Origin of the sequence: Enterobacter sp. EGD-HP1, from assembly GCF_000733275.2 — a bacterium.
Classification (GTDB): domain Bacteria; phylum Pseudomonadota; class Gammaproteobacteria; order Enterobacterales; family Enterobacteriaceae; genus Enterobacter.
This window is the reverse complement of record NZ_AVOP01000002.1, coordinates 1-16573: the sequence shown is the minus strand read 5'-3', so window position 1 is coordinate 16573 and position 16573 is coordinate 1. Positions and strand designations below refer to the sequence as shown.

The 16573-nt window shown below is 54.1% G+C and carries 15 protein-coding genes; 8 read left to right on the top strand and 7 right to left on the bottom strand.

Annotation, left to right across the window (positions count from 1 at the left end):
• Positions 1-49 precede the first annotated feature (49 nt).
• Positions 50-1156: a GGDEF domain-containing protein gene (locus N037_RS04030; protein ID WP_032639212.1), complete on the top strand. Its 1107-nt coding sequence runs from the start codon at positions 50-52 to the stop codon at positions 1154-1156.
• An 88-nt stretch (positions 1157-1244) separates the two neighbouring features.
• Here the strand turns inward: N037_RS04030 and N037_RS04025 are convergent, their stop codons facing one another.
• A complete protein-coding gene (locus N037_RS04025) occupies positions 1245-2744 on the bottom strand; it encodes an aldehyde dehydrogenase family protein (RefSeq protein ID WP_032639210.1) in 1500 nt (499 codons plus the stop codon).
• A gap of 241 nt (positions 2745-2985) precedes the next feature.
• Between N037_RS04025 and feaR the strand changes: the two genes are divergently transcribed.
• The gene (feaR, locus tag N037_RS04020) at positions 2986-3894 is read left to right on the top strand and encodes a transcriptional regulator FeaR (RefSeq protein ID WP_032639208.1); all 909 of its coding nucleotides are present in this window, start codon (positions 2986-2988) and stop codon (positions 3892-3894) included.
• Here the strand turns inward: feaR and N037_RS04015 are convergent, their stop codons facing one another.
• Genes N037_RS04015 through N037_RS04005 form a run of 3 tightly spaced genes read right to left on the bottom strand, consistent with a single transcriptional unit; the run spans position 3895 to position 7047 of the window.
• On the bottom strand, positions 3895-4212 hold the full coding sequence (locus N037_RS04015) for a YdbL family protein (protein ID WP_032639207.1): 318 nt from the start codon (positions 4210-4212) through the stop codon (positions 3895-3897).
• 7 nt (positions 4213-4219) lie between these two features.
• Positions 4220-4411, bottom strand: coding sequence for a YnbE family lipoprotein (locus N037_RS04010; protein ID WP_014169918.1), 192 nt, complete (start codon positions 4409-4411; stop codon positions 4220-4222).
• Entirely contained in the window at positions 4408-7047 is a 2640-nt protein-coding gene (locus tag N037_RS04005) for a YdbH family protein (protein WP_032639205.1), read from the bottom strand. Before N037_RS04005 ends, N037_RS04010 begins: the two co-directional genes overlap by 4 nt.
• A 210-nt stretch (positions 7048-7257) precedes the next feature.
• Here N037_RS04005 and N037_RS04000 point away from each other — a divergent pair, with 210 nt between their 5' ends.
• Positions 7258-8247: a 2-hydroxyacid dehydrogenase gene (locus N037_RS04000; RefSeq protein WP_008502392.1), complete on the top strand. Its 990-nt coding sequence runs from the start codon at positions 7258-7260 to the stop codon at positions 8245-8247.
• A gap of 19 nt (positions 8248-8266) precedes the next feature.
• Here the strand turns inward: N037_RS04000 and N037_RS03995 are convergent, their stop codons facing one another.
• On the bottom strand, positions 8267-9475 hold the full coding sequence (locus tag N037_RS03995) for an MFS transporter (protein ID WP_032639203.1): 1209 nt from the start codon (positions 9473-9475) through the stop codon (positions 8267-8269).
• A 455-nt stretch (positions 9476-9930) separates the two neighbouring features.
• On the opposite strand from N037_RS03995, the gene N037_RS03990 reads away from it, so the two are divergent.
• Positions 9931-10602: an MgtC family protein gene (locus N037_RS03990; protein ID WP_023335556.1), complete on the top strand. Its 672-nt coding sequence runs from the start codon at positions 9931-9933 to the stop codon at positions 10600-10602.
• 229 nt (positions 10603-10831) lie between these two features.
• A complete protein-coding gene (gene uspF / locus N037_RS03985) occupies positions 10832-11266 on the top strand; it encodes a universal stress protein UspF (protein WP_032639201.1) in 435 nt (144 codons plus the stop codon).
• 119 nt (positions 11267-11385) lie between these two features.
• On the opposite strand, the gene N037_RS03980 is transcribed toward uspF, so the two are convergent.
• The gene (locus N037_RS03980; protein ID WP_032639199.1) at positions 11386-11871 is read right to left on the bottom strand and encodes a hypothetical protein; all 486 of its coding nucleotides are present in this window, start codon (positions 11869-11871) and stop codon (positions 11386-11388) included.
• Positions 11858-12664: a winged helix-turn-helix domain-containing protein gene (locus N037_RS03975; protein ID WP_032639196.1), complete on the bottom strand. Its 807-nt coding sequence runs from the start codon at positions 12662-12664 to the stop codon at positions 11858-11860. The genes N037_RS03980 and N037_RS03975 overlap by 14 nt, the downstream gene beginning before the upstream one ends.
• A gap of 342 nt (positions 12665-13006) precedes the next feature.
• Here N037_RS03975 and N037_RS03970 point away from each other — a divergent pair, with 342 nt between their 5' ends.
• The 3 genes from N037_RS03970 to N037_RS03960 form a co-directional block, all read left to right on the top strand.
• Positions 13007-13804 (top strand): EAL domain-containing protein, encoded by a 798-nt coding sequence (locus tag N037_RS03970; protein ID WP_032639194.1) that lies wholly within the window; start codon positions 13007-13009, stop codon positions 13802-13804.
• Positions 13805-13927: 123 nt separating this feature from the next.
• Complete coding sequence (locus N037_RS03965) at positions 13928-15097, top strand: autotransporter strand-loop-strand O-heptosyltransferase (RefSeq protein ID WP_082440882.1); 1170 nt, start codon at positions 13928-13930, stop codon at positions 15095-15097.
• An 11-nt stretch (positions 15098-15108) separates the two neighbouring features.
• Positions 15109-16573 (top strand): AIDA repeat-containing protein (locus tag N037_RS03960; protein ID WP_032639190.1); only part of this gene is annotated, 1465 nt, incomplete at its 3' end.

Sequence of the window (16573 nt, the reverse complement as noted above, 5' to 3'; positions counted from 1 at the left end):
TACTGATATCTCACCTGCATGATTTATCCCCCGGACGGGAAAGGGCTTTATGGAAAAAAGAAAAAAACCGACACTTGAACGGGCAACCTGGCCGACACGCCATGCCATGGTCATGCACGGGCTGGCGATGAACCTGCCGTGGCTGGCCTTCGTCAATATCAGCTTCGCGGTGATGATTCTGCTGCGACACGTCCTGCTTAAGGCCAGCGATCCCCTTTATCCCCACTCGCCGCATCTGACGAGAATGGTCGACGCCTCCATGCTCGGCATTATCATCCTCTCCGCCGCGCTGATCCTCATGGCCTGGCGGCGCATCGCCGGCATCAGCGTGGTGTTGTTTATCTGCAGCGCCATCTGGTCGGTCTCCTGCTTCTGGTTTATCACCCAGCTGCTGCTCCCGCACGTCTGGCCGCTGTGCGTCATTCTGTTACTCGCCGGCTTAACGGCGCTCTATTTTTACCCTGAAGGGCTACTCGCCTTTGTACTCCCGCTCTGGATCACCCTGCCGATAGCAAACTGGACACTGAACGATGGCCTCAACCTTCACTTCATTGTCATCTGGAGCGTGTTCTCGCTGATCCTGATCTGCGGGCGTTTCATCCTGCTGAGCTGGTTTGACGAGGCCTGGCGACGCAACCAGCAAAATCAGTTGCTGATCTCCAGGCTGGATGCGCTGGCGCATCAGGATCCGTTAACCAAAACCGCCAATCGCCGGAAAATGGAAGTGGTGCTGGAGAACGCGGTTGAGCAGAAAAAAACCTTCTCGGTGATTATGCTGGATATCGACTATTTCAAACGCTACAACGACACCTACGGGCACCAGGCGGGAGACGACTGCCTGACGCGCGTGGCGCGGGTGCTGAAGCAGTCGGTACGCACGCCTGACGACGTGGTATCACGCTACGGTGGCGAGGAGTTCGTGGTGATCCTGTTTAACTGCCCGGAAAACATCGCTGAAAAGGTGGCCTTACGCATTCAGGACGGCCTGCGAACGGAGTCTATACCGCACGGCGCGTCAACCGTTAGCGACCATGTCACCGTGAGCATGGGGATTGCAAGCATGGCGGAGGGGTTAGCGGGCACCGAGATCATCGCCCGCGCCGATGCGGCGCTGTATCGGGCGAAGGAGGCCGGGCGGGATAGGTGGTCGCTGTAAATAAAAGCCGGGTGGCGCTGCGCTTACCCGGCCTACGGTGCGAGTCGTTGTAGGCCGGGTAAGGCGTAGCCGCCACCCGGCTTGTTTTTTAATACCGCACGCAAACCGACTTGGTTTCACACCAGCCGTCCAGCCAGTCCGGACCAAAGTCACGCCCGGTGCCGGACTGCTTCATGCCGCCGAACGGCAGGTTGGCGTCAATCAGCGTATGGCTGTTCACCCAGACGGTGCCCGCCTGCAGCCTGTCAGTGTACTCCAGCGCCTTGCTGATATTCTGCGTCCAGACGCTGGCCGTCAGGCCATATTCGGTGTCGTTTGCCAGCTGGAGCGCCTCTTCCCCGTCGGCGACGCGTACCAGGTTGACCACCGGGCCGAACACCTCTTCGCGAGTCAGGCGCAGCGAGGCATCCGGGTTCACCAACAGCGTAGGCGATACGTAATAGCCTTTGCCTTCCGGCCCCCGGTTACCGACGATCAGCTCCGCATTGCGCGACGTCGCTTCATCCAGGAAGGTCTGCACCTTGTCACAGTGCGCGCGCGACACCAGCGGGTTGATAAATGCCTCCGGCGACATGCCCGGCCCGACGCTCAGGGATTTCACCGCCTGCTCAAACCCGCTGACCAGCGTGTCAAACAGCGGTGCTTCAATGTAGATGCGCGAGCTCGCCGCGCACACCTGCCCCTGGTTCAGGAAGCTCCCGGTCATTAAGCCTTCTATCACCCACGCCGGGTCCGCGTCTTTCAGTACGATAGCCGGGTTTTTCCCACCCAGCTCCAGGGTCACCCCGGTTAGCGTATCTGCCGCCGCGCGGGCGATTTGCTTACCCGTCGCCGTTGAGCCGGTAAAGCTTACCTTGGCAATATGCGGATGCGAGGTCAGCGCTGCGCCACACACCGCGCCGCTCCCGGTGACCACGTTGAACACCCCGTCCGGAATGCCCGCTTCGCTGGCGAGTTCCGCCACGCGCAGCATGGTCAGCGGCGTGGTTTCTGACGGTTTAATGACGATAGAACAGCCCGCAGCCAGCGCAGGCATCACTTTCCACATCCCGATCATCAGCGGGAAGTTCCAGGGCACAATCCCGGCCACCACGCCAACCGGCTCCTTTCGCGTCCACGCCTGATAGCGGGCGCCCTGCGGCAGCGGGATGGAGAGGTCGAGGGTCTTACCCGAAATTTTGGTGGTCAGCCCGGCGGTATAGCGCATCCAGTTCAGGGTGCAGCCGACTTCAAACATGCGGGAAATGTTGATGGATTTGCCCTGCTCCAGCGTTTCGAGCTGGGCCAGCTCCTCGCTGTGCTGTTCAACCAGATCGGCGAAATGAAGCAGGATCCGCTCGCGCTCCGCCGGGAGTTTTCCGGCCCAGCTGCGGGCGACAAACGCGCGCCAGCCGGACATGACGGCACGGTCAACGTCATCGACGCTGGCATCGGCGGTCGAGGCAATCACCTCGCCCGTGGCCGGGTTGAAGACATTCAGCCGCTTTTCACTGTCCGACGCGGCCTGACGCCCTTCAATCCACAGGCCATGCTGTCGGTCTAAAAATTGTTGTACGGCAGGCTGAATGGCCACCTGTGATTCAGACATAGGATACTCCTTCGTTATTCTTCGCAGGGTGTCCATCCAGTCTAAGTGGGGTTTTGCATTCTCGCTTTTGTCTCTGTGACATTCGCTTTGCCACCTGTGACAGGCTCCGCAAATCGCGATAATTGCCGCTTATATCGCTGTTACCGGTGAGTGTTCTTTCCTATAGTCAGCCTCATAGCTCTGACAAAATGCAACACAAATGCAACAATGCGAAAACGTTGACGGTGCAGTGAGAGAAACGATGGCGTGTGCAAGCGAGCAGGAACAGTATCAGCAGTGGCTGGCGCAAATTAACCAGGTTTGCGGGCGCTTTAACGCGCAGCCCACCGAGGGGAGGTTCTTCGGCGAGCTGGAGACCAGCTATGCGCGCAGCCTGAAGCTCAGCACCGTGACCGCAGGCGGCGTTAACCTGTTCCGCTCCCGTCAGGAGATCGCTCAGAGTAACGATGCCTGGTTCTATACCGTGTTCCAGCTTGAAGGCAGCGCGGAAATTGAGCAGGATGACCGTCGCGCGCTGCTCAGAACCGGTGATATCACGCTGATTGACGCGTCGCGTCCCTGCTCGATCAACTGGCGGGAAAAATCCCGCCAGATTTCGCTCCTGGTTCCCCGTCAGATTATTGAGCAGCAGTGTCGTTTCCAGGAGATAAGCTGCGCGACCGCCCTTTCCCGCACCTTGCCCACCGTACAGCTGAGCCACCGCCTGTTGATGGAGAGCATGAGCAATGCCGACCTGAGTGACCGGGAGAGCGAAGCGGCGCTTGAAGCGATGATCTGCCTGCTGCGCCCCGCATTCCAGCAGCGTGAAATCATTCAGCCGCGCAAGGAGCGCCAGTTCCAGCACGTAGTGGCGCTGATTGACGACCATATTCAGTCTGAATCGCTGCGCCCGGAATGGATTGCCGCCGAGAGCGGCATGTCCGTGCGCAGCCTGTACCGCATGTTTGCCGAGAAGGGGCTGGTGGTGGCGCAGTACATCAAAAACCGTCGTCTGGATCTCTGCGCGCAGGCGCTGCAATCTACCGGTGATGATGAAAAGCTGGCGGGCATTGGCTACAGCTGGGGGTTCACCGACCATAGCCATTTTTCTACGGCGTTTAAGCAGCGTTTTGGCGTCTCGCCGGGTGAATACCGCAGGCGCTACCGCTAGCTACTTTTTGAGCCATTTTCCGTTAATGCCCTTTACGTATTCGCCCGGCTGCGCGCGGGCAACCAGCTTTTGACCCGCCATTTTCGCGACTTCATCGACCGGCAAATTATTTCTGTCGGCCAGCTTCTGGTAGTTTTCCGTGCGTGCCGCATTGATACGATTGACCAGCGCCAGGGTTTCCGCGTCCTGTTGAATCGGGGCAAGATAGCCGCTCAGGGTTTCCCCCACGCGCCCCTGCGCCCGGGCATCACTTAAGGTCAGCGCGGCCGCCTGCACGTTCATCCCCAGCGCCAGTAAAATCAGAGCTAATCGTTTCATGACATCCTCAGAACAGATCGCTGCGCGATTTCAGCAGGGTTTCAACGTCTTTATCGACCTTAATATGGATCTCATGTTCGATTTTGACATTCATATTGATGGTAATCGGCTCCTTTGGCGCAGCGACTTCAATGCGCGGCGTACAGCCGGTCAGTAGCGCGGCAACGGCAACGGTGAGCACACCAGCCATCTTTTTCATTGTTGTTCCTCACTTTCCTTGCCAGTCAAACTGCGGGGAGCAGGTATCGCCGCATGTTGCTCAAACCAGGTTTGCAGGTTGTCCCCAAAACGCAGGCTGCGCCAGAGGGTAAAGACATTCTCGTCATGGGTATAGTTCAGGTTGACGGAGCTGCTTTTGCCATCCACCCGGCTGGTCCCCTTGATGGTCGCCTGCATGGTTAATTCACCCAGGTTATCTAAATTGATTCTCGTCCACGAACGCGAAATTTCCATATAGCGGAGCCAGTTAATCGCCGCGCCCGCAACCATATTATCTTTGACGATGGCGTCGGCCGTATCTTTGTCGATGCGCAGCGTCATTGGGCCCGGGTTGGTCAGCCAGCCATCTTTAATGATCCATTTTTCATTGTCCAGCCAGAACGGCAGCGCCCCGCTCACCGGCCCTGACATGGCAAACTGTTTCGGATTGACGGCGCTAATCAGCTCGCTGGAGGAGATATTGTCCACGCGCAGCAGGGCCGGATCGTGCTGCGGCATCCGCAGCTGCTGCATGGTGATCTTCCCGCCGAGGGTTTCCACCTTCACGTTGGTGAGCAGCAGCGGATTGTCCTCCGTCCAGGGATAATCACCCTGTAGATCGGCGGTAATGTTGCGCGCGGTCACCAAGTTTTCCACTTCGCCAATGCGCAACGTGACCGGACCGCGCGTACCGAGGGACCAGGTTCCCTCGCTGAAGCGGAACGGCAGCACAAAATCGACGCCGTTAATCTGGTTATCCGGCATCCAGGCGCTGCCGGATTTCAGCACGCCGTGCCCCCCCGCTTCAAAGCCCTGATCGGCCGCCGCCGAGAAGGCGACCTGCGCGTAAAGTTCTCCGTCGCGCAGCGTCATTTTCCAGTCCGGCGGGATCAGCGGCTGGAAGACGGTGAGCGACTGTTTCGGCCACCAGGCCTGCCCGCGCAGGCGTACGCCGTCCCAGCGTCCGTTCACCTGTACCGGGCCGATTTTGTCCGCATGGAGGTCGCCCTTGAACTGAAAAATGGTCGGGTCGGTGCCGTCGACGCTGAAGGTCAGGACCGAGGGCGGCAACGCGCTGCCCCCGGAGAAACGGGTTTGCCCGGCGTTGAGCGACAGCGCGCCGCTGAATGCCGGTTTATCCGGGTCACGCAACCAGCGCACCGGTTGCTCCAGCACCAGGCGCGGCTTGCTGACCTCCATCGTGCCGTACTGGAGCTTGTCAAAACCGGTGGAGAGCGCCGTCAGCTCGATAAGCTTGTCGCGCCACTCGCCTTTCCCGGCGACATCCCAGCGGGCATGCATCGGCGTAAAGCCGCCTTTTCCCCAGTAGCGCCACTGCCACAGGCCGTTGTCGGGTAAAAAGTCGTTGGCCTGACCGTCCAGGTGGAGTTCAAAATCACCCATCTCGTTTTCATGGGCGCGCAGAATCGCCTGCAGACGGCCGTCAACGCCCTTCTGCGTCAGCTTCACGCCCGCCAGCGGCCAGCGGATTTCATCAATATCGAGTGAGTTGATGATGCGCCCGCGCGAGCGAAGCAGCGCCCCCGGCTCAAAGGCCAGCTGCGGTTCATACAGGCTGCCGGTCAGCGTGGCGGGCAATTTGGCGTACAGAATAAGATCGTTTTGCTTCGCCTCGCCGCTGAGATGCAGCGGCATATCGCTGTTTTCCATGCTGAGCCTGCCGGGCCCAATATTCAGTACCGCATTGCCTTTCCCCGCATCACCGTGGGTCAGCACGTTCAGTCGTCCGGTCAGGGTGGTTTTATCCAGCCCCTGCTGCCAGTTGTCGGCGCGAAGCGAAACGCGTCCGCTCAGCGGCATACCGGAAAGATCCCAGTTCCAGCGTCCGTCGCTGATGTTCAGCTGCTCCGCGGTGATGTGCCACGGCAGATCGAGCAGCGGATCGGGGTTGTCCCGCGCCATCACCACCAGCTGTCCCTGGTTGTCTTCCCAGTCCAGATCGGCATCGACCAGAGACGTTAACTGTGGCACGTTAAAGGTCGCGACCGCGTGGCCCTTCACCGGCACGCCGTCCGGAACCAGCGGCAGGGTAAACTCGCCCACCAGCTTAATGGGCTGCGGCTGGTCCGGGAGCTGTACATCGAACTGGCTGACCGAGAGCGTTTGACCGCGAAGCGTACCTTTAATGCTGACCTGCTCGCCTTTATAGGCGATCTCCTGAATGGACGGCGTCAGCGATGCATGAAGTTCGCCCTGCCACTGCTGCCAGGGCGACAGCGTCAGACGGTGAACGGTGATCCAGGTATTGGGTAACACGGCCTGCCACTGTGCCAGCGTTTTGGGGGCGACCGTTGAGGGCGCAGACTGGGGAATTTTGCTCAGACAGACGGAATTGAGATCCAGCGCACCGATATCCAGCTTCCAGCGGCTCGGATGTGACAGCGTCACGTTATCGATGCGGGCAATTTCGCAATCTTCAACCAGATAGCGAAGATCGGGGATCACCAGCGCGTGGCGAGTCAGTTTCGGGCTCTCTTCGAAAGCGATGCGCGTCCCGACGGGCAGCCAGATCCCGGCGAGCGTCGGTACCCACTGGGCGAGCGTCATCAGCAGCGTCAGCGGCAATAATATGAACAGCAGTAAAAGCGCAAGAGCGGCTTTGTATTTACCCTTCATGGGCAGTTAATATCCTGATTTAGCGAAAGAATTAAGCCGGCAGTGCCGATCATTGTCGCATGTTTAGCCAGTCAGTTGAAGGGAATGCCATTTTTAAGGATAGATGCTCTAGAATAATTGATAGAACTTATTGAATTCAATAATATTTTAGAAATTGTAAGATAATTTTAATCATGCTAACGTGAATGCAAAATCACTGGAGAAAGTCTTATGAAACTCGCGGTATATAGCACAAAGCAGTACGACAAAAAGTATCTGCAACATGTTAACGAGGCTTACGGGTTTGAGCTTGAATTTTTCGACTTTCTGCTGTCCGAAAAAACCGCCAAAACGGCGCACGGCTGCGAAGGCGTCTGCATTTTTGTTAACGATGACGGCAGTCGTCCGGTGCTGGAAGAGTTGAAAAAACAGGGGGTGAAGTACATCGCCCTGCGCTGCGCGGGCTTTAATAACGTGGACCTCGACGCGGCGAAAGAGCTGGGTCTGAAGGTGGTGCGCGTGCCGGCGTACTCACCGGAAGCGGTGGCGGAACATGCGATTGGCATGATGATGTCGCTCAACCGTCGTATTCACCGCGCTTATCAGCGTACCCGTGACGCCAACTTCTCGCTGGAAGGGCTGACCGGCTTCACCATGTACGGCAAAACCGCGGGCGTGATCGGCACCGGTAAAATTGGCGTGGCTGCCCTGCGCATTCTGAAAGGCTTCGGCATGCGTCTGCTGGCGTTCGATCCGTACCCGAGCGCCGCTGCGCTGGACCTGGGCGTGGAATACGTCGACCTGCCGACCCTGTTCTCACAGTCTGACGTAATCTCCCTGCACTGTCCGCTGACGCCGGAGAACTACCACCTGCTCAACCAGGCGGCGTTTGACCAGATGAAAGATGGCGTGATGATCATCAACACCAGCCGCGGCGGGCTGGTTGACTCTCAGGCCGCTATCGAAGCGCTCAAAACCCAGAAAATTGGCGCGCTGGGGATGGACGTGTACGAGAACGAACGCGATCTGTTCTTTGAAGACAAGTCTAATGATGTGATTCAGGACGACGTGTTCCGCCGCCTGTCCGCCTGCCATAACGTGCTGTTTACCGGACACCAGGCGTTTCTGACGGCCGAAGCGCTGATCAGCATTTCGGAAACCACGCTGGGTAACCTGCAGCAGCTGGAAAAGGGCGAAGCGTGCCCTAACGAACTGGCATAAGCATGACGCCGGGCGGCGGCTATGCCCCACCCGGCGTACTGTCTGCCTCCCAGGCCCGGTGCGCAAAGCACCACCATAGCAGGACGGCCACCAGCGCAATCGCGCTCAGGACGCTGAATGCCACCGCAAAGGAGTAATGACCCGCAATCATGCCGGTTAACGCCGGACTCATGGATGCCCCAACCCCCTGCATCAGCATCACCACGCTCTGCCCGGCATTGACGTGTCCGCTCCCGCGTAGCAGCACCACGATAAACGACGGAACCACAACCCCCAGGATCCCTGCGGCCAATCCGTCGAGGATTTGTACCGGGATCATCATTAACGGCGCGTCCGTCGACGCCGCCAGCGCCGCGCGCACCGGCATCACCATAAGTGCCAGCATAATCAAGCGCCAGTAGCCGTAGCGGTCTATTCTGTGGGCGACCCAGATGGCGACTGGGATCATCACGGCCTGCGAGATAATGACGGTGGCCGCCGCGTACAAACCGGGGTTGATCGAGGCGGGAGCTGCGGCCACTCTCATGCTCAGCATCGGCAGCAGCGCGGCGTTCGCCAGGTGAAACAGCAGCAGCGTCAGTCCGGTCACAAAAAGCGCACGGTTTTTAATCAGCACGGCAAAACCAGGGACCGGCAGATTAGCCGAAGAGGACAGCCCGCGCGCCGCGTCGTTATCAATATCGCCGGTGCGAATGGCAAGCAGCGCGCACAGCGTTAACAGCGTGGTACAGGTCATCAGCAGGAAAATCCCGCCGACGCCCCAGTACCAGGCAATACCGCCCGCAATCACCGCGGTGACAAAATTGCCCCCGTGATTGAACGCCTCATTTTTGCCCATCTGCGCGCTGAACCCGCTCTGGCCGGTCAGGCCCAGCGAAATCCCGGCGATCAGCGGCCCGACAAACGCCGCGCAGATACCGGAGACAATTTGCGAAACGGCGACAACGCCGCTCTGCTGGCTAAACCAAAGCAGGAGCGTGCTAAGGGTGATGAGCAGGCACACCAGCGCCAGCACGGTCCGCTTGCTGCGTGATGTGTCGGTGATGAATCCCGCGGGCAGCGTAGCGAGTAATCCCGCCAGGCCACCGGCCGTCATCAGGATGCCGATATCATCGGGAGCCCAGTGGCGTTCGGTCAGAAAAATACCGAGAAAAGGACCGAGGCCATCGCGGACATCCGCAATGAAAAAACTTGTCAGGCACAATGCCCGCAGCGAACGAAGAGACATACTGCCTGCCTTTGTCTGTTATCGCCTGTAAAAAAGGAAATGTAGTATACCGGGTATTTTTGAAAATCAGATGACGTCTTAAAAACATGCCTTCCGAACTTAAACAATCCATAACGGAGGCTGTTTTTTTGCTTTACTCATTAGCTTGCGTGCCTATACTGGCAATAAATTTTCACAGGAGACCTTCGTTGGAAAGTTATTTTATCGTCGATACGAAGGTAAGCTAGCGCAAATTTCTCGCTGCTTACCTGAAACGGTGGGCAGCAATCCTCTTTAAGCGATTGTATCCCGATACAGTAAGAACCACTCAATTTGTGGGGCATCGCATGTTCATGTTTACACATTCACTCTTTCCGCCACCGTCATCCTGACACGCTTAGCATTTAAACGGCGTGATGATGTGCTTAGCAAAGCACTGACGCTTATTAATTAATAACGTTACAGGCGATTGGCTGATGTTCCCTTATATCTCTCATCTGCTCGCAGCGATGCTGCTGGGCGCAATTATTGGCGCGGAAAGACAGTGGCGCCAGCGTATGGCCGGGCTTCGTACCAATGCACTGGTTGCCACGGGCGCGGCGGTGTTCATTTTAAGTTCTGTATCCACCTCTCCTGATAGCCCGGGGCGTATCGCAGCGCAGATCGTCTCCGGGATAGGCTTTCTTGGTGCAGGCGTCATTATGCGTGAAGGAATGAATATTCGAGGTCTGAATACCGCCGCAACGCTGTGGTGCTCGGCCGGAATTGGCGTGCTGTGCGGTTTAGGCCAGTTCTGGAATGCCGCCATGGCCAGCCTAATTATTCTCTGCGCCAACATCCTGCTTCGCGAAGCCGCGCAGCGGATTAATCAACTGCCTGCGATCCATGAAGGTGAAAAATGCTATGTCCTGAAAATCACCTGCAATGATGAGCATGAAGATGCGGTGCGGCAGAGCGTCGTAAACATGGCGAAAGAGTTAACGTTAAGTCTGAAAGCGATTTATTCCGCAACGGCGCAAGCAGAAGGGAAAACCGAAATACGGGCCGAGGTGATGACTCGGGAGGAATACCGGAAATTGCTCGATCTGATTATGGATAATATGGGCGGAAATAAAATTATCGCGTCCGTCAGCTGTCACGCAATATAAGTCTATTACCGGGCTTAACGCCCGGTATTGCCTTTGCCGTTTGCACGGTCAGTGACCCTAACGCGGCCCAGGAAGCGAGAATGTTCATTGTCGCGACATAATGACAGGCAGGTTTGACTGTACGAATATCACATAACCGAAATTTATCCCCATTATGACAGCTTGCTCTCTGTTTTCCTGAAATTAACGGTCTAACCTGATGTGGGTGAAAAACACTCAGGAGGGACAAATGTATAACTCAATTTTGGTTCCAATTGACATTTCGGAGGATAGCCTGACGCACATGGTTATCCCCTTCGTTCAGGCACATACAGCACTTAACACAGCTCAAGTCCACTTTCTTACCGTTATTCCATCGCTTCCATATTATTCATCATTAGGTCTGGCCTACTCCGTAGAAATGCCGAAGATGAAAGAGTTCCAGCACGCGGCCTTAGCGAAACTGGATGAAATTGTTAAGCAATTCAAAATCCCGGCAGACAAAATTCAGACTCACGCCGTGACGGGATCCCCTAAGGATCAAATCCTTAAGCTCGCTGACACGATCGGCGCCGACCTGATTATCATCGCCTCCCACAAACCTGATATATCGACATATCTGTTGGGTTCAAACGCTGCGGCAGTGGTACGGCATGCGAAATGCCCTGTGCTGGTTGTAAGATAAAAAACCGGGCGCGAAGCCCGGTTTTTCAAGCCAACACTTATGACTCGCTTCCGATAAATTACTTCACAAAAATGTGAGTCATGTTACGGCTCCTTTCGAGATTAATGTCTGACGTATTCTTACCTGTTCACGCAAAGCGCAAATGGCGATTGCAGATTTCCTATCAGCCAGCCATTACTTGAAGGCTCTATCTTTAGCGGACGAACGGTACCTTCAGGAACGTAAAAGAAGCTGCTTTTGAAACTTTCATCATCAGCAGTATCTCGTGGATTTTTAACGTAGCGCGTATCTGTCAGTGAAATCTCACCTGGCCTGCTCATCTCATAGCTAAAGAGAATTGTACGCGAGATGATATGAACACCTCTTTCTGAATGGATATTACCCGACAGGACAGCCTGGCCATCGTGATTTTTATCCAAACGGAAAACAAACTCCAGCGTAGCGATGAAATCAGGTTCATGGTGGTTATAACGTACTATTGTGGAACAGTTTACATTTAACGCACTCTGTTTCTGACGCATGTGAACATAGAACCACACCGATAACGCCAGGACGACGAGTAAAATTACGGCCAGGCTACCTGTTTTTTTATTAATTGCGTTCATAACCACTCCAGTAGTTATTGAGGCAGGAAATGTATTTATCGTTTCTGGACGTACAGCGACTGATGAAAGCGCGTCCTTTGTTACCGTAAAGATATGACTCAGAAACCTGATACAAAAATGAGGCTCCCTCGAGACAGTTAATTCCATTCTCTTTCGCTAACTCGATGAACAATTCCTTTTTTTGTTCAGAAAGTGATGCGGAGTTTCTCTGTACTGTGTATACAGGGCACGATCCATAGTTAAAGAGAAAATAAGTCTTTAATTCTCTCACCTGAGCTAGATCTTTTGATGGAACCCTAAGCCCTAAGGTAATCAAGGTCGCGCTTATTAAAACGACTGCCAATGCCAGAGCAATAGGCCATTTTCTATATTTAACTCGCACAGGAGACCGTTGCTTTGCTATTTGCGCGTCATTTTTGTCATCTTCTAACCGAGACTCATCATCAGTAATGGGCTGAGTCTGAACCCTTACCTCGACATCACTATTAAACATAAAGCCAACGCGAGGCACAGTAGTAATACACTCATCGACAATCCCAAACTGTAGGAAATGCTTTCTCAGTTCGGAGATGTATTTGTTTAGGGTGTGACTCGAGGAACGAAGACCATGAGCATCCCAGACGCTATCCAGAAGTTCATTTCGCGTCAGAACCTGACCATGCTTTTCCAGAAGACATGCAAGAAGTCTGTTCATTGTCAGGGTCAGAATGACAGTAGAGCCTTCGTCTCCGGATGGCCATATAGCACCATCTTCCGATCGATAGAAAACCCTATTATCAATCACGAAAACCATCTCTGACTCCTTATCCATGATGGTAATTGAATGGTTTCTCTCGTTTCTCCAACTTACGGAAACCCATCAGCTTCTGTGTCTCATCCTAGCACAGCCAGGCGTGACAGCAGCTTTAGCAGTTACATTGCTTGTAAAATCGGACCTTATCAGAATATTAATTTGTAATTTAACAAATCACCGATACATATACCTGCATTGTGTTTTTGGTTGATAGGATTATTCGCAGAAGTGAATGAGCAGGTTCTTAATCTTCAGGAGCAGTCATCCGCCCTACCGCCATTCACAGCCCCGGTAACGAAGAGACCGCTCGGGTAGCGAATCCAGTAGATAAGGAGCGACATTATGATAAGCACCAAAATGCTCATAAAGGCAGAACGTTTCTTCATCAAAGCTCGTACAGTGATTAGAGAAACAATCTTATCAGCGGAACTGACCAATGCTGAATTTGTTCCCTTCATTCAGCCGGTATGTAAGGGAGATAAGATCGTAGGCGGAGAGGTATTACTCAGAGTTCTCAAAGATGGGATTTACCAATCTCCCGAAAAATACCTTTCGGCAATGGAATCATGCGAGGTGATTAATGATGTCACTTGCAGTCTGATGTCTGATGTTAAAACATTTTTCGAAGGCTATGAAGGTACTCTACCTGATGACTTTTATCTCTCCTTCAACATCTGTGCGAGACAGTTGAACTCTTCAAGAGTTATTGATGCAGTGAAGGACTTTAAGAAAGTATTCGACGGACGCATTGCTGTCACGCTGGAAATTGTCGAACGCGGAACAATGAACCTGGACGACTTTGCACTCGATGCTATGCAACAGCTTACTGAGTCAGGAGTGCGATTTGCGATTGATGATTTCGGCAGCGGGAGTTCATGCCTTAAATATATTGAACATGCAGGTTTCTCAACAATCAAGATTGATAAATGCCTCACAATTGCCAGCAATGGATCATTAATCTATTCCGCGGTGATTGATTCCATTATCACTCTCGCAGAGCGGCTGCAAATTCATGTTATTGCTGAAGGTATAGAAAATAAAGAACAACTATCGCTTTTGAAAGATAAAGGGGTGGATATTTTTCAGGGTTATCTATTTTCAAAACCTGTAAGCATGCACGAGTTTTGCACGCACATATAACACTTTTCAAAAACATAAATACAGCAGTTCGCAACCTGTCATAGAAAAGCATTACTTAAATAACAGTAGTGCATTCAACCTAATTGTTACAAATTTAAAATTACCACCGAGGACAATTTATATATGTCAGCTAATTTCACAAACCCTCCAGAGCTTCCATCATACAAAGGGCCAGAAGGAATTCTTTATGATTTTAACTATGGCGCGCGCGTTTTGCTTCCGGAAGGAAAATGGCACGTCATCTTAATGGATGACGACAGCGGCAATATTCTTTTCAGGTGTGATTCAGAAGGCGGCTGGGTAACCAGTAATAAAAAATATTACGTCCGCTTCCGCATTCAGGTATTCCACCAGGGATCGGTGAGCCCGGTCCTGGATGAAACGCTGGATATGAAGGACAAGCCCGTCGTCATCTTTTTCCCGACGGGAACTCTGGGCGACATGCTTGGCTGGTTCCATTACGCAGAGCGTTTTCGCCAGCTGCACCGCTGTCAGCTTGAGTGCGTCATGGGGCAGGAAATCATTGAACTGCTCAGCGCGCAGTATCCCGAGATCACGTTCTCCACTAAGGACAATCTGCAGACGGTTAATCCCTATGCATCCTGGTATGTCGGACTTTTCTTTAAGGGTGATACCACACATCAGCCCATTGACTTCAGGAAGGTCGGCTTCCACCGCAATGCCGGCTATATCCTCGGGGTCGATCCGCGGGAGTGCCCGCCCCGTCTGAAGCTGGATGCAGAGCGAAAAATTGCGGAGCCGTACGTCTGCATCGCCGTGCAGTCCACTAACCAGGCCAAGTACTGGAACAACGGCCATGGCTGGGCAGAGGTAGTTGCTCACCTTAAGTCTCTGGGATATCGGGTGCTGTGCATTGACCGCCATGCGCATTACGGCCAGGGCTTCGTCTGGAACCACATTCCCCAGGGCGCCGAAGACTTCACGGGCGATATTCCGCTTCAGGAGCGTGTGGACCTGTTAAGGCATGCGAGCTTCTTTATCGGACTTGGCAGCGGGCTGTCATGGCTAGCCTGGGCGTCCGGTATCCCTGTGGTGTTAATCAGCGGATTCAGTCTCCCCAACAGCGAATTTTACACCCCCTGGCGGGTGTTCAGCAGCCATGGCTGTAACGGCTGCTGGGATGACACGTCCGTTGATTTTGACCACGTGGATTATTTGTGGTGTCCGCATCACAAGAACACCCCACGTCAGTACGAGTGCACGAGTCTGATAACCGGTAAACAGGTCATCGGCATGGTGGACCGTCTGCATTCAGGATTAGTTGATAAGTAAGGGACATAGATATGAACAAGATATATACCACCGTCTGGTGCGAGTCGCGCCAGCAGTGGGTTGTGACTTCTGAACTGGCGACCGGGTCCGGTCGTCCGAAGCTGACGCCAAAGAAAAGTGCTTTGGCGTTGCTGCTGGGTGCCGTGCTGCTGCCTTCAGGTCCGGTTATGGCTGCGGATTATGTGGGTGTGACGGTAACGGGCATACAGGGTATTCATTCAGGGGACAGGGCCATCTCCACCACCATTAATAGCGGTGGTAGTCAGTTCATCACTAGTGACGGTTATACCTCTGCTACCATCATCAACACAGGTGGCACTCAGTTAGTTTCAAATGGCGGCTGGGCCTCTTACACCACTATCAATAGCGGTGGCATTCAGCGTGTCTCCAGTGGCGGTTGGGCCAATGTTACTACCATTAGAGGCAATGGCAACCAGCACATCTACGGTGGTGGTAGTGCCAATTCTACTACCATCATTAGCGGTGGCTTTCAGCATGTCTCAAATGGTGGCATCGCCACTTATAGCACCGTCAGTAACGGTGGTGAACAGCTCATCTCTAGTGGTGGCTTGGCCGCCAATGCTACCCTCGACCGTGGTAGTCAGCACGTTTACAGAGGCGGCTCAGCCACCTCTACTACCATTAACAGCGGTGGTACTCAGTACATCTCAAGTGGCGGCCGGGCAACCTCTACTGATATTAAAATCGGTGGAAAGCAGCACGTTTCTAATGGCGGTCTAGCGGTTAATACCTCTATCGTTGGAATTGATGGAGAACAGCACGTTTCAAATGGCGGCACTGCCATCGACACCACCATTAAAGTCATGGGTAATCAGCACGTCTCCACTGGTGCCACTGCCACTGAAACCACCATCAGTGGTGGTGCTCAGCATGTATCCAGTGGCGGGTCGGCCACTAGCACCACCATTTATAGTGGTAATCAGCGCGTGTCCAGTGGCGGGTCGGCTACATCGACACGCATAATGAGCGGTGGTTCTCAGCTCATCTATAATGGCGGGGAGGCTACCATTACCATCCTTGATGGTGGTAACCAGTTCGTCAGCGGAGGAACGGCCACAAGCACTACTATAAGCGCTGGAGTCCAGCTCGTCTCTAATGGCGGCCTGACCATTACAACCACGATAAACAGTGGTACTCAGAGTATCTTCAGCGGTGGCTTGGCCACTTTTACTACAATCAATAGTGGCGGTTATCAGCACGTCTCCAGTGGTGGTATGGCCAGTGACACCACCATCAACACCTGGGGTTATCAGAACGTCTACGCTGGAGGTTCGGCGAATTCTACCACCATCGAAGGTGGTGGACAGTACATCCTCAGTGGCGGCACAGCCACTACTGCTACCATCAATAGTGGAGGCTATCAGCACGTCGAGAGTGACGGTTCAGCAACCTCTACTACTATACATGCTGATGGTGTTCAGTTAGTTTCTAGTGGCGGCTCGGCCACCACCACTT